Here is a 14,054-nt window from a genome sequence, read left to right as displayed (position 1 = left end):
TAAAATGAACTGTAACATTCAAATTGCAAAGGAATGAAGCAAGTGTTTGATCCGAAATTGAAGGAGGCCCTGGCACGGGTACAGAAGCCCGGCCGCTATACCGGCGGCGAGCCCGGGTGCATTATAAAAAACAAAGAGGATGTGGACCTCCGGTTTGCATTCTGCTTCCCGGACACCTACGAGGTGGGCATGTCCTTTCTGGGCATGAAGATTCTGTATGAGCTGCTGAACGAGCGCCCCAACTGGTGGTGCGAGCGCGCCTTCATGCCCTGGCTGGACATGAAGCAGGAGATGGAGCGGCTGCACATCCCCACCTACGCGCTGGAAAGCAAAGACCCGCTGACTGCATTTGACATTGTGGGCTTTACCCTGCAGTACGAGCTGTCCTACACCAACATCCTGGCTATGCTGGATCTGGCGGGAATCCCGCTGTACAGCAAGGACCGCGACGAGAGCTGGCCTCTGGTGGTGGCCGGTGGTCCTTGTGTGTGCAACGCTGAGCCCATTGCCGACTTCATCGATATGATGATGCTGGGCGAGGGTGAGCTGCAGCTGCCCGAGGTGTGCGCCACTGTGGAGCAGGCCAAGAAGGAGGGCATCAGCAAGAAGGAGCTTCTGCGCCGTCTGGCCAAGATCGAAGGCTGCTATGTGCCTTCCTTCTACGATGTGAGCTACAAAGAGGATGGCCGCATCCAGGCTATCACCCCCAATGAGGACTGCGCCCCGGCGGTGATCCATAAGGCGATCATCAAGGATATGAACACCCAGAAGCTGCCCACCAACTTTGTGGTGCCCATGGTAGGTGCGGTGCATGACCGTGCCCAGATCGAGGTGCTGCGAGGCTGCGTGCGAGGCTGCCGTTTCTGCCAGGCGGGCTTCATTTACCGGCCCATGCGCCAGCGGGATGCCCAGCTGCTCAACCGGGCGGCGCAGGATCTGTGCGCCAACACCGGCTACGAAGAGATCAGCCTGACCAGTCTGTCCACTTCGGACCACAGCCAGCTGGAAACCCTGCTGGACGACATGGCTCCCTGGACTGAGAAAGAGCATGTAAGCATTTCGCTGCCTTCGCTGCGTATTGATAACTTCACCGAGAGCCTGATTGAGAAAACCACCAAGGTGCGCAAGAGCGGTCTGACCTTTGCGCCGGAGGCAGGTACCCAGCGGCTGCGTGATGTAATCAACAAGAACATTACCTGGGATGAGATCGAAAAGAGCTGCACCCTGGCCTTCAACGCAGGCTATACCTCGGTAAAGCTGTACTTCATGATGGGTCTGCCCACCGAGACGCTGGAGGACATTGAGGGGATTGCCAAAACTGCTCAGCAGATCGTGGAGCTGTACTACGCCAACCCCAATAAGCCCAAGGGCCGCGGCGTTCAGGTGACCATCAGTTGTGCCTGCTTCGTGCCCAAGCCGCACACTCCCTTCCAGTTCGTTCCCCAGGATACCGAGCAGATGCTGCGGGAAAAGCAGCAGCACCTGCTGCACAGCGTTCACAGCAAGAAGATTCATGTGAACTATCACGACAGCAAAACCAGCTTTCTGGAGGCGGTGTTTGCCAAGGGCGACCGCCGTCTGGCTCCGGTAATCGAGGCTGCTTACCGCAAGGGCTGCTTCTTCGACGGCTGGGATGAGTGCTTCCAGTACGATACCTGGCTGGAGACCTTCCGGGAGTTCAATATGGATACCGCTTTCTACGCCAACCGGTTCATCGAACTGGACGAGCTTACTCCCTGGAGTCATCTGGATTACGGTGTAAGCCACGAGTTCCTGGTGCGGGAATATAAGAAAGCTACCATGGCGCAGACCACGCAGCCCTGCAATCGGGTATGCAGTGCCTGCGGAGCAAATAAACTGTTGGGAGGTGCCTGCTTTGACTACAGTAAGGATCTGGTTCACTAAGACAGGGGAGGCCTCCTACATTTCGCTGCTGGACCTGCAGCGTGTTATGCAGCGCTCCATCAAGCGCAGCGGCATTCCGGTGTGGTATACCATGGGCTTTAATCCCCATATCTATATGACCTTTGCTAACCCCTTGCCGCTGGGCCAGGAGAGCCTGGTGGAAAGCGTGGATGTGAAAACCGAGCTGGAGAAGGTTCCCCTGGAAGACTGGCGGCAGGCTCTGGATCGGGTGATGCCCCTGGGCATCAAGGTGACCCGGGTCACACTTCCCAAGTACAAGGCAGAGAAAATCTGTTTTGCGCGCTATCAGCTGCGCATGCCGCTGAGTGCCCAAGCCAGTGTGGATGCCTACAATCAGCTGGAGAGCGCGGTCATTCAGAAAAAGACCAAGCGCGGCCATAAGGAGATCGACCTGAAGCAGGCGCTGCCCCGCATCGAGACTGAACAGAAGGAGAATGAACTGCAGGCAGAACTGCTTCTGACTGCAGGAGAGGGAAACAATCTGAATCCCTCGCTCTGGCTGAATTTCATGCAGGAGCACTGCGGACTCAACCCCACCGATGTTTCGGTGCTGCGTACCGCACTTTTGCTGGAAGATCAAACGGATTTTCGATAAAAAGACCTTGCAAAACGCACAAGGCTGTGATATGATATTTAGGCGTTAGTGTTCGCTGGCTCCAACCAGCGGGGTTAATGTATATCATTAAAACAGGCGGTCCTCTGCTGTGCGGCCATTGCACGGGTACGAACGTCGATAAAAATGGAGGATTTTACAATGGACGCAATGAAGATTATCACCGAGGGCATGATCAAAGAGAACAAGCCCAAGTTCGAAGTTGGCGACACCGTTCGCGTTTCCGTTCGCATCAAGGAAGGCGAGCGTGAGCGTATTCAGGCCTTCGAGGGCACTGTAATCGCCAAGAAGCATGGCGGCGTGGCTGAGACCTTCACCGTTCGCCGTTCTTCCTACGGCGTTGGCGTAGAGCGCGTGTTCCCCGTGAACTCCCCCTTCGTTGAGAAGGTTGAGGTTGTTCGCTGCGGTAAGGTTCGCCGTGCGAAGCTGTTCTACCTGCGTAGCCGCACCGGTAAGGCTGCCAAGGTTAAGGAGCAGATCTGATAATCGACAAAAAAGGGGCAATTTATATTGCCCCTTTTTTCGTTATATGGTAAAATGTGAAATGCGTTCTGTAAATCCCTGGAAAGAGGATGTACCCAATGGAAGAAAAACGTTTCCGCAAAAATGTGGACCTGCTGGACTGGTACGACGCGTTAGTGTTCGCGCTGGCCGCCCTGGTTCTGATCTTTGCGTTCTGCGCACGAATCGTAGTGGTGGATGGCCATTCCATGGAGCCCACCTTGCATGAGCAGGACCGTCTGCTGGTGCAGAGCACTTTTTACAAACCCCAGCGTGGGGATGTGGTTGTGGTGGATGGCTACATCAATTACGGTAAACCGCTGGTTAAGCGTGTGATCGCCGTGGGCGGTGATACGGTGGATATCGACGCAGAGCAGGGTATCGTGTATGTAAACGGCGAAGCCCTGGACGAGCCCTATACCGCCGAGCCCACTTATACTGAAGGCAACATCGGCTTCCCGCTGACGGTGCCGGAGGGACAGCTGTTTCTGATGGGTGATAACCGGCAGCATTCCACCGACAGCCGCTTTGTGAGTGTGGGCCTGATCGATGAACGGGATATTCTGGGCAAGGTGCTGTGGCGCATCTTCCCGCTGAACGCATTTGGGAGGATCGAATGAGCAACGATATGATCAACCGCCGCAATATCCAGTGGTTCCCCGGTCACATGATGAAGACCTTGCGGCTGATGGAGGCAAATATCAAGAATGTGGATGCGGTTCTGCAGCTGCTGGATGCCCGCATTCCCATGAGCAGCCTGAACCCGGAGATTCAGCGAATCACCGAGCAGAAGCCTCGCCTGTATGTGATGAACAAGGCGGATTTGGCGGACCCGACCCTGACCAATGCCTGGGTGAAGTATTTCCGGGCTTCCGGCGCCGGCTGCGTGGCCATCAGTGCCAAGCAGAAGGGCAGTGCCGCGCAGGTGCGCACCGCCATTGAAAAGGAACTGGAGGACCTGATTGCCCGCCGGGCCATCAAGGGCATGGGCGGCGCCCGTATCCGGGTCATGGTGGTAGGCATCCCCAACGTGGGTAAGTCCACCTTTATCAATAACTTTGCGGGCCAGGTACGCGCCAAGGCGGCAGACCGTCCGGGCGTGACCCGCGGCAAGCAGTGGGTTACCGTGGGCAACTACGACCTGCTGGATATGCCCGGTGTGCTGTGGAAAAAGTTCGACAGCCTGGAGACTGCCACAAACCTGGCATTCATCGGTTCCATCAAGGATGACATTCTGGATATTGAAGAGCTGGCCATGGGCCTGCTTAGTCAGATGCAGAAGATTTATCCGGAGAAGCTGGCCGAGTGTTACAAGCTCAGCGAGGAGCAGCTGCAGCTGGGACCCTGGGAACTGCTGGAGGCCATCGGCCGTAAGCGCGGCATGCTGATCAGCGGCGGCGAGGTAAACACCGAGCGGGCGGCTATCATGCTGGTGGACGAGTTCCGCGCCAGCAAGTGGAGCCGCATCACCCTGGAAAAACCCTATCAGATGGAGCAGGCCCAGGAGCAAGAGGTGCAGGAATGAACGCGTTGTATGAATTCGACGAGCAGCTCCGCCGGGAAAAGGGTGTTTTCTGTGGTGTGGACGAGGCAGGCCGTGGCCCGCTGTGCGGTCCGGTTTGCTGTGCAGCTGTCATTCTGGACCCGGAAAATCCCATCGAGGGGATCAACGACTCCAAAAAGCTCAGTGAAAAAAAGCGTGAGCAGCTGTTTGATGTGATTCTGGAAAAAGCGCTGGCCTACAGCATTGTGATGGTGGAGCCTGCGGTGATCGATGAGAAAAACATCCTGTGGGCTACTATGGACGGTATGCGTCAGGCGGTGGAGCAGCTTTCCATCCGGCCGGAATATGTTCTGGTGGACGGTAATCGTGTCCCGCCGGAGCTTTCGATTCCGGCGGGAGCTCAGGTGAAGGGCGATGCCACCAGCGCCAGCATCGGTGCGGCATCCATTCTGGCCAAGGTCAGCCGGGACCGGTTCATGCTGGAGCTGGATCGGCAGTATCCCCAGTATCAGCTGGCAAAGCATAAGGGATATCCCACCAAGCTGCATTATGAATTGATTCAGCAATACGGCATTCAGCCCTTCTACCGTCGCTCCTTCCTGAAGAAGCTGGGGTATTGAGGATGAATGCTCAGGCTACGGGCCGGCGCGGAGAAGCTGCTGCCGCCCGTTATTACATGAACCGCGGTTATAAGCTGCTGGACCACAACTACAAAACCCGCCAGGGCGAATTGGATCTGGTATTGCAAAGGGGAGAGCTTGTGGTCATCGCAGAGGTCAAGACCCGCGCGGAAAATGCCTGGTACCGACCGCAGGAGGCGGTGACCCGGGCAAAGCAGCAGCGTATTTTGCTGGCTGCACAAGCTTACCTGCAAACCAACGGATTGCTGGAAAAGACGATCCGGTTCGATGTGGTGGAGGCGCTGACTCTGCCCCAGGGTGGTTTTGCGATACACTGCATTCAGGACGCATTTCAGGCGTAAGACTGCAGATCCACAGAAAAGAAAGGGGACAACTACCATGCAATTTTTCAGTACGCGGAACGCGGGCAGCCGGGTGTCGGCAGCTCAGGCCATTGTTCAGGGCCTTTCTTCCGAGGGCGGACTCTTTGTACCGGAATCCTTCCCTCAGGCAGACCTGAAAACCGCTTGTGAAAAGGGCAGCTATGCAGACCTGGCGGCCTATGTGCTTGGACTTGTCCTTCCGGGATATCCTCAGGAATTTGTGGCGGAAGCTACAGAGAAGACCTACGGTGCGGCATTTCAAGGCAAAGCCGGCTACCTTCGCCCGGTAAACGAGGATCTGTATTCGCTGGAACTCTGGCACGGCCCCACCTGCGCCTTCAAGGACTACGCACTCCAGATCATGCCGAAGCTTCTGGTCAAGGGCAAGGAGCTGCTGGGGCGCAGTGAACTGACCTATATTCTGGTTGCGACTTCCGGCGATACCGGCAAGGCAGCTCTGGCCGGGTATCAGGATGTTCCCGGTGTGAAAATCGCGGTGTTTTACCCCTCCCACGGCACCAGCCAGGTGCAGCGCCTGCAGATGACCACGCAGCAGGGCGATAATGTGGCTGTGTATGCGGTGAACGGCAACTTCGATGATGCACAGACCGGTGTGAAAAAGGTCTTTGCAGATCAGGAGCTGGGCCGTCAGCTGGCCGAGCAGAATGTGTGCCTGTCCAGTGCGAACTCCATCAACTGGGGCCGTCTGGCTCCTCAGATCGTGTACTACTTTGCCGCTTACCGGCAGCTGCTGGAGCAGGGTCGCATTCAGATGGGCGACGCGGTGGATTTCTGTGTACCCACCGGCAATTTCGGCGATATCCTGGCCGGCTATTACGCCAAGCGGATGGGCCTGCCTGTGGGCCGGCTTGTCTGCGCGTCCAACCGGAACAATGTGCTCACCGAGTTCTTGAAGACTGGTCATTACGATGCCCGCCGCACCTTCTACCGCACCACATCGCCTTCTATGGATATTCTGGTGTCCTCCAATCTGGAGCGCCTGCTGTACCACATGTGCGAGGACACCGAAAAGGTGAGCGGATGGATGGAAGAGCTGCGTACCCAGGGTCACTATCAGGTGGATGCACAGTGCCTGGAGAAGATTCAGGAGATTTTCTCCGCAGGCTGCACGGATGATGAACAGGCCGCTGAAGAGATCAGCGTTATGTTCCGTGACAATCAGTATCTGTGCGATCCCCACACGGCGGTGGCTTTCCGCGTGGCGCAGGAATACAAGAACGAAACTTCTTCCGGGGCACCTATGGTGGTGCTGTCCACTGCAAGCCCCTTTAAGTTCCCCGGCGATGTGCTGAAGGCTTTGGGTCATCCGGTGCCGGAGGACGAATTTGAGGCGATGCGGCAGCTGGCCGCACACACAAATGTCCCCGCGCCGCAGGCGCTTGCTTCGCTGCAGGGGCAGCCGGAACGCTTTGAGCGGGAGATCGAACCGGAGCAGATCCGCGAGATCGCAAAAATCCTGTAAAAAAGCAGCAGTGCCGCTTCGCATGTTTGCCGAAGCAGCACTGCTGTTTCCCGGAGCAGAGAAACTGTTTTTGATCAGATCTCTGCAAAGGTATCACATTTGGTTTTGCCCGGATCGTCGGAGCAGCGGTTCACATGGATCGAATCGGCGGTGCAGCAGCACGAGCCGTCGTTGTGGACGCAGTTGCGTACATCACAGCATACTCCCCGAATGACAGGTTCTTTGTGTTCCATTTTCAAAACCTCCTTTGTGAGGTTATTGTTTGCCGGATCGACTGGAATATGAGGAGAAATATATGGCAATTTATACGATCGGGGATCTGCATCTTTCGCTGGGATGCGAAAAACCCATGGATATTTTTCCGGGCTGGCAGGGCTACATGGAAAAGCTGGAGCATCACTGGAATACGCTGGTGCGCCCGGAGGACACGGTTGTGCTGGCGGGCGATACCAGCTGGGCTATGAAGCTGGAGGATACTGCTGAGGACTTTTCCTTTTTGCAGCGCCTGCCCGGTCAGAAACTGCTTTTAAAGGGAAACCACGACTATTGGTGGACCACCGTCAAGAAGATGGAGCGCTTTTTGCAGGAAAAAGGCTTTGACAGCCTTCATATCCTGCACAACAATTCCATTCTGGCCGAGGGCCTGGCCGTGTGCGGCACCCGCAGCTGGATGTTCGATGTGGGAGAGCCCCACGACGAAAAGGTGATGAACCGTGAGCTGGGCCGTTTGCGTACCAGCCTGGAGGCGGCACCGGAGGGGGCCGAGCGGGTTGCCTTTCTGCATTACCCTCCGGTATATCCCAATGCCAACGCCCAGCAGGTGATCGACCTGCTGAAGGAATACAATGTAAAACGCTGCTTTTACGGGCACCTGCACGGGAATGCGATCCGTTTTGCGGTGCAGGGAATGGTGGATGGCATTGAATACCGACTGATTTCGGCGGATGCACTGGCATTTTGCCCATATAAAATTTAACGAAAGTATGGAAATTCCATGCACAGCATGGTATAATAAATTGAATTTCTTTGTATGGAGGAAATAAAATGAATCTCGTAAAAAGTGAAAAGCTCGAAAAGAGCATGCATGAGTTACAGTTTTCGGTGGATGCCGAGGCTTTTAAGGCTGCCATTGACAAGGCGTTCAAGCGCGAAGGCAAGAAGTACAACGTGCCCGGCTTCCGCAAGGGCCACGCTCCCCGCGCTGTGATCGAGAAGATGTATGGCGCTGATATCTTCCACTACGATGCCATCAACGATCTGTTCCCCGAGGCTTTTGAGGCTGCGGTGAAGGAAGCCGGCATCGAGCCTGTGGGCCGCCCCGAAGCCGACATCGTTTCCCAGAGCCTGGAGGACGGCGTTGTGCTGAAGGTAGTTGTGGCTGTGAAACCCGAGATCAAGGTTGGCCAGTACGCTGGTTTAAAGGCCACCAAGAAGGTCAATACTGTTGAGGACGCCGATGTGGATGCCGAGCTGGCCCGCATGCAGGCCCGCAACGGCCGCATCGTTACCCGCGATGGCAAGGCTGAGAACGGCGACACCGCCGATATCGATTTCGAGGGCTTTGTGGATGGCGTCGCCTTTGAGGGCGGCAAGGCCGAGCACTACAACCTGGTTCTGGGCTCCGGCAGCTTCATCCCCGGCTTCGAGGAGCAGGTTGTTGGCCACGCTGCCGGTGAGGAGTTCGACGTGAACGTGACCTTCCCCGAGGAGTACCAGGCCAAGGAGCTGGCTGGTAAGGCTGCTGTCTTCAAGATCAAGCTGCACGAGGTAAAGACCAAGGAGCTGCCCCTGCTGGACGACGAGTTCGCCAAGGACGTGAGCGAGTTCGATACCCTGGATGAGCTGAAGGCTAACATCCGCAAGGGTATGGAGGAGCAGAACGAGAAGCAGGCTGCTCTGGCTGTTGAGAACGATCTGGTTGACCAGGTGATCGCTACCATCGAGGGTGATATTCCCGAGGTAATGTACGAGAACCGCATGGACGAGATGGTTCGTGACTTCGAGTACCGTCTGGCTCAGCAGGGCCTGAAGCTGGATATGTACCTGCAGTACATGGGTCAGACCATGGACAGCTTCCGTGCTTCCTTCAAGGAGCAGGCTGAGAAGCAGGTTAAGATCCGCCTGGCTCTGGAGGCCGTTGCCGCCGCTGAGAACATCACTGCCAGCGACGAGGACTACGAGAACGAGATGCAGCGCATTGCCGATCAGTACAAGATGGAGATCGACAAGGTGAAGTCTCTGGTCAATGCCGACGAGGTGAAGAAGGATCTGGCTGTGAACAAGGCCATCGACTTCATCAAGGAGAAGGCTGAGATCACCGAGGAGAAGGTAACCAAGGAGTAATCCTTTCGGCACACTTCCCCTTACATAAGCGGAATCAAAATGACCGGTACGCGCAATATAACTGCTCGTATCGGTCATTTTGCAGGCGCTTAATTTTATCAACAGGAGGCGACGAATCATGAGTTTGGTTCCTTACGTCATTGAACAAACCGCTCGAGGAGAGCGTTCTTACGACATTTTTTCCCGTTTGCTGAACGACCGCATCATTATGCTGTGCGATGAGGTGAACGATACCACCGCCAGCCTGGTTGTGGCGCAGCTGTTGTATCTGGAAGGCCAGGACCCGGACAAAGATATCAGCCTGTACATCAACAGCCCCGGTGGCTCCATCAGTGCAGGTATGGCCATCCATGATACGATGAAATACATCAAGTGCGATGTTTCCACCATCTGCATGGGTATGGCTGCCTCCATGGGTGCGTTTTTGCTGGCCAGCGGCACCAAGGGCAAACGCCTGGCGCTGCCCAACGCCGAGATCATGATCCACCAGCCGCTGATGAGCGGCCTGCAGGGTCAGACCACCGACATTAAGATCCATGCCGATCATCTGGTACGTACCCGTGAGCGCATGAACCGCATGCTCAGCGAGTACACCGGCCAGTCCTATGAGACCATTGTGGCGGACACCGAACGCGACAACTTCCTGTCTGCGCAGCAGGCTGCGGATTACGGCCTGATCGACGCAGTGATCACTCATCGATAAAGGAAAGCTGATTGTATGGCAAATATCAATTCCGGAAAAGATAAGGAAAAAACACTCCACTGCAGTTTCTGTGGCAAAAGCCAGGACGAAGTGGAGCGCATGATCATTGGCCCCGGCGTAAACATCTGCAACGAGTGTATCACACTGTGCCACTCGCTGCTGGATGAGGAGGGCGTGCCGGAGCCGCCTCGTCAGCAGCAGCCGTCCGCGAAGCCCCGGAGCAGTGCGAGCCGTCCGGCCGCCACGGAATCCATCAATATCCTGACTCCCGCCGAGATCAAGGCGGGTCTGGATCAGTATGTGATTGGGCAGGATGACGCAAAGCGTGTGCTGGCGGTTTCAGTTTACAACCACTACAAGCGCATCCTCAGCGGCGATGACAAGGACGTGGAGCTGCAGAAGAGCAATGTTCTGCTGCTTGGCCCTTCCGGTGTGGGCAAGACTCTGCTGGCGCAGACCCTGGCCAAGATGCTGGGCGTTCCCTTCGCAATCGCGGATGCCACCACTCTGACTGAGGCTGGTTATGTGGGCGAGGACGTGGAGAACATTCTCCTGAAGCTGATTCAGGCTGCGGATTTTGATATCCAGAAGGCCGAGATCGGCATCATTTACATCGACGAGATCGACAAGATTACCCGCAAGAGCGAGAACCCCTCCATCACCCGCGATGTGGGCGGTGAGGGCGTTCAGCAGGCTCTGCTGAAGATCCTGGAGGGCACCGTGAGCAACGTTCCTCCCCAGGGCGGACGCAAGCATCCCCAGCAGGAGTTCATTCAGATCAATACCAAAAACATCCTGTTCATCTGCGGTGGCGCCTTCGACGGCCTGGAGAAGTACATCCAGCGCCGCACCGAAACCTCGGTTCTGGGCTTTGGCAGCCAGCTGAAGAGCGGCGAGGAGAAGGAGCGGGAGGCCCTGCTGCGCAAGGTGGAGCCTCATGATCTGGTGAAGTTCGGCCTGATTCCCGAGCTGATCGGCCGTATTCCCGTGATCACCGTTCTGGAAGCACTGGACGAGGAGGCCCTGGTCCGTGTGCTGAAGGAGCCCAAGAACAGCATCGTGAAGCAGTACCAGGCGCTGTTCAAGATGGATAATGTGGATTTGGACTTCACCGACGACGCTCTACGCATGGTGGCCCGCAAGACCATCGAGCGAAAGAGCGGTGCACGTGGTCTGCGCAGCGTGATGGAGAACATGCTGATTCCCATCATGTACGAGATCCCCAGCGATCCCACCATCATCCGGGCGACCATTACCGAGGATACGGTGAATGGCGGCAAGCCGGAGCTGGAATACGGCGCAGTGCGCAAGCGTTATAAGAACAATATGCCGATCCTGTAATGGGCCGGAATGCCGAAAGGGGCTCTCTGCTTGTAAGAGGGCCCCTTTGGTGCGTTCATTCCTTAGATGTTCACCGGGCATTACTTGAATTAACTCTACTTTTTGTGTATAATATAAAGTCAAATACACTATATTGAACCGTCTCTTTTTTCAAGGAGGCAGCAGGAGGTTCCCTGGATATGTCTGAGCGTGTGAAGATTAAAGTGGAGCACAATGTGGAGCGCCTTCCCGCCATTGCGCTGCGCGGGTTGGTGCTGTTCCCCAATAACGTTGTACATTTTGAAGTGGGCCGTGCCAAGAGCATTGCGGCCATCGAATGGGCCATGGCCAACAGCAGCCCGATCTTTTTGATCGCCCAGCGCGATATGGAAACGGAAGATCCTACCACGGACGATTTGTATCGGCATGGCGTGGTGGCGGAGATCAAACAGATTCTGCGGGTATCCGATGAGCTGGTTAAGGTGCTGGTGGAGGGCAAGACCCGCGCCCGTCTGCTGGCAGTGGAAAGCAATGACCAGATGCTGGTAGCGTCCATCAAGCCTGCGCCGGTCCGCGGTGTAAAGGCGGAAAAAAGCGTGGAGGCTGAGGCGCTGGTTCGCAGCCTGAAGGGGTTGTTTGAACAGTATCTCAGCTTGAACAGCCGCCTTTCCAAGGATGTGGTCTACAATATTGTTACAAATAACGATCCGGTATTCCTGAGTGAATACGTTCCGGCAAATCTGCTCTTCAAGTACCAAGATAAGCAGGCCATTCTGGACGAAGGCACTCTGATGGGGCGCCTGCAGAAGCTGGTGGATCTGCTCAAGCGGGAGAATCAGGTTTTGGCCATTGAACAGGACATCCACGAGCGTGTGAATGACCAGATGGATAAAAACCAGCGGGACTACTACCTGCGGGAGCAGATGCGTGTGATTGCTCAGGAGCTGGACGAAGACGAGGACACCCGCTTTGAGGCGGACCGTTATCGTCAGCAGATGGAGGCACTGAATCTGCCGCAGGAGGCAGTGGAAAAACTGGGTAAGGAAATGGATCGGTTAAGCCGTATGCCCGGCAACAGTCAGGAGGCGGCGGTGATCCGCACCTATCTGGATACCTGCCTGGGCCTGCCCTGGGGCCAGTATACGGTGGATGATCTGGACATCCGCCGGGCAGAGAATATTCTCAACAAAGAACATTACGGGCTGAAAAAGGTCAAGGATCGCATTCTGGAGATTCTGGCTGTGCGCAAGCTGAACCCGGAACTGAAAGGGCAGATCATCTGCCTGGTAGGCCCTCCGGGCGTGGGCAAGACATCTATTGCCCGTTCCATCGCTACCTGCATCGGGCGGAAATATGCCCGGATGAGCCTGGGCGGCGTGCGGGATGAAGCAGAGATCCGCGGCCACAGAAGAACCTATATCGGTGCCATGCCCGGTAAAATCATCAGTGCGATCAATACGGCCAAGAGCATGAACCCCCTGCTGCTGCTGGATGAGATCGACAAGCTGGCAAGCGATTTCCGGGGCGACCCCGCAGCAGCGCTGCTGGAGGCTCTGGACCCGGAGCAGAACAAGACCTTCCGGGACCATTATCTGGATATTCCCTTTGATCTGAGCCAGGTGCTGTTCATCACCACGGCCAACAGTCTGGATACCATCCCGGCACCGCTTCTGGACCGTATGGATGTGATCGAGCTGCCCAGCTATACCCGGGTGGAGAAGTTCAACATTGCCAAGCGTCATCTGCTGCCCAAGCAGCTGAAAAGCAACGGGATGGAGGGAATGGTCACCATCACCAACAGCGGCCTGTACGGCCTGATCGACGGCTATACCCGCGAAGCAGGTGTACGCCGGCTGGAGCGCCGGATTGCAGAGGTTTTGCGCAAATGCGCCCGGCAGCTTGCCAGCGGCGACGCGGAAAAGATTTCCATCGGCGCTGCCGATCTGGAGGAACTTCTGGGTCCCCGCCGGGTAAAGCCGGATTTCTACAACCGGACCAATGCGGTGGGCATTGCCAATGGCCTTGCCTGGACCAGCGTGGGCGGAGAGATTCTTCCCATTGAGGTACTGGTGATTCCGGACGGAAGCGGGAAAATCGAGCTGACCGGTTCTCTGGGCGATGTAATGAAGGAAAGCGCCAAGCTGGCGGTAAGCTATGTGCGGGTCCACGGTGCGGAATATCACATTGACCCGGCGGTGCTCAAGAATGCGGATATCCATATTCATGCGCCGGAGGGTGCGGTTCCCAAGGACGGCCCTTCTGCCGGTGTTACCCTTACCACTGCTCTGGTGTCCTGCCTGTCCGGTATGCCGGTACGGGCGGATGTGGCAATGACCGGTGAGATCACCCTGCACGGCAATGTGCTCCCCATTGGCGGTCTGAAGGAAAAGAGCATGGCCGCATACCGGGAAGGAATCAAAACGGTTCTGATTCCCAAGGACAATGTGAGTGATCTGTACGAAGTGGATGAGGAAGTGAAGAAGGCAGTGGAGTTCCTGCTCATGAGCAATCTGGGCCAGGTTTTAAAGGCTGCGCTGGTGTGGCCGAAGGCTGCGGAAAAGAAGAGCCGTTCGAAAAAAGCGGCGGCACCCATTGCAGGTGGAGACCGAAACGATCCGATGGAAAATGTGGTGCAGCAGTAAGGAGAGAATGTGCAAA

Annotated in this window: 14 protein-coding genes; 13 read left to right on the top strand and 1 reads right to left on the bottom strand. The window is 56.2% G+C overall.

Annotated elements, in window-relative coordinates; translation table 11 throughout:
* Positions 1-33: 33 nt before the first annotated feature.
* The 8 genes from B5F28_RS03910 (at position 34) to thrC (ending at position 7,030) form a co-directional block, all read left to right on the top strand.
* Positions 34-1,905, top strand: a complete 1,872-nt coding sequence (locus tag B5F28_RS03910) for a TIGR03960 family B12-binding radical SAM protein (protein ID WP_087293578.1) — start codon at positions 34-36, stop codon at positions 1,903-1,905.
* The gene (locus B5F28_RS03905; RefSeq protein WP_087293575.1) at positions 1,877-2,521 is read left to right on the top strand and encodes a TIGR03936 family radical SAM-associated protein; all 645 of its coding nucleotides are present in this window, start codon (positions 1,877-1,879) and stop codon (positions 2,519-2,521) included. The genes B5F28_RS03910 and B5F28_RS03905 overlap by 29 nt, the downstream gene beginning before the upstream one ends.
* Positions 2,522-2,680: 159 nt before the next feature.
* Positions 2,681-3,022 carry a 50S ribosomal protein L19 gene (rplS, locus tag B5F28_RS03900; protein WP_164474883.1) on the top strand — a complete coding sequence of 114 codons (342 nt, stop codon included), beginning with the start codon at positions 2,681-2,683 and terminating at the stop codon, positions 3,020-3,022.
* A 98-nt stretch (positions 3,023-3,120) separates the two neighbouring features.
* The gene (gene lepB, locus B5F28_RS03895) at positions 3,121-3,660 is read left to right on the top strand and encodes a signal peptidase I (RefSeq protein ID WP_087293571.1); all 540 of its coding nucleotides are present in this window, start codon (positions 3,121-3,123) and stop codon (positions 3,658-3,660) included.
* The gene (gene ylqF, locus B5F28_RS03890) at positions 3,657-4,565 is read left to right on the top strand and encodes a ribosome biogenesis GTPase YlqF (RefSeq protein WP_087293569.1); all 909 of its coding nucleotides are present in this window, start codon (positions 3,657-3,659) and stop codon (positions 4,563-4,565) included. The genes lepB and ylqF overlap by 4 nt, the downstream gene beginning before the upstream one ends.
* Positions 4,562-5,164, top strand: coding sequence for a ribonuclease HII (gene rnhB, locus B5F28_RS03885; protein WP_087293567.1), 603 nt, complete (start codon positions 4,562-4,564; stop codon positions 5,162-5,164). Before ylqF ends, rnhB begins: the two co-directional genes overlap by 4 nt.
* A gap of 2 nt (positions 5,165-5,166) precedes the next feature.
* On the top strand, positions 5,167-5,526 hold the full coding sequence (locus tag B5F28_RS03880) for a YraN family protein (RefSeq protein WP_087293565.1): 360 nt from the start codon (positions 5,167-5,169) through the stop codon (positions 5,524-5,526).
* A 37-nt stretch (positions 5,527-5,563) separates the two neighbouring features.
* Positions 5,564-7,030, top strand: a complete 1,467-nt coding sequence (gene thrC / locus B5F28_RS03875; protein WP_087293563.1) for a threonine synthase — start codon at positions 5,564-5,566, stop codon at positions 7,028-7,030.
* Between the two features lie 74 nt (positions 7,031-7,104).
* Here the strand turns inward: thrC and B5F28_RS03870 are convergent, their stop codons facing one another.
* The gene (locus tag B5F28_RS03870) at positions 7,105-7,263 is read right to left on the bottom strand and encodes a DUF1540 domain-containing protein (RefSeq protein WP_087181463.1); all 159 of its coding nucleotides are present in this window, start codon (positions 7,261-7,263) and stop codon (positions 7,105-7,107) included.
* A 62-nt stretch (positions 7,264-7,325) separates the two neighbouring features.
* On the opposite strand from B5F28_RS03870, the gene B5F28_RS03865 reads away from it, so the two are divergent.
* The 5 genes from B5F28_RS03865 (at position 7,326) to lon (ending at position 14,038) form a co-directional block, all read left to right on the top strand.
* The gene (locus B5F28_RS03865; RefSeq protein WP_087293561.1) at positions 7,326-8,006 is read left to right on the top strand and encodes a metallophosphoesterase; all 681 of its coding nucleotides are present in this window, start codon (positions 7,326-7,328) and stop codon (positions 8,004-8,006) included.
* Positions 8,007-8,074: 68 nt separating this feature from the next.
* On the top strand, positions 8,075-9,373 hold the full coding sequence (gene tig / locus B5F28_RS03860; protein WP_087293559.1) for a trigger factor: 1,299 nt from the start codon (positions 8,075-8,077) through the stop codon (positions 9,371-9,373).
* Between the two features lie 118 nt (positions 9,374-9,491).
* Positions 9,492-10,076, top strand: a complete 585-nt coding sequence (locus B5F28_RS03855; RefSeq protein WP_087293557.1) for an ATP-dependent Clp protease proteolytic subunit — start codon at positions 9,492-9,494, stop codon at positions 10,074-10,076.
* A gap of 15 nt (positions 10,077-10,091) precedes the next feature.
* Positions 10,092-11,417: an ATP-dependent Clp protease ATP-binding subunit ClpX gene (gene clpX, locus B5F28_RS03850; RefSeq protein WP_087293554.1), complete on the top strand. Its 1,326-nt coding sequence runs from the start codon at positions 10,092-10,094 to the stop codon at positions 11,415-11,417.
* 179 nt (positions 11,418-11,596) lie between these two features.
* Positions 11,597-14,038, top strand: coding sequence for an endopeptidase La (gene lon / locus B5F28_RS03845; RefSeq protein ID WP_087293552.1), 2,442 nt, complete (start codon positions 11,597-11,599; stop codon positions 14,036-14,038).
* Positions 14,039-14,054 lie beyond the last annotated feature (16 nt).

Source organism: Gemmiger sp. An194, assembly GCF_002160145.1.
Classification (GTDB): domain Bacteria; phylum Bacillota; class Clostridia; order Oscillospirales; family Ruminococcaceae; genus Allofournierella.
This window is presented reverse-complemented; position numbering and strand designations above follow the sequence as displayed.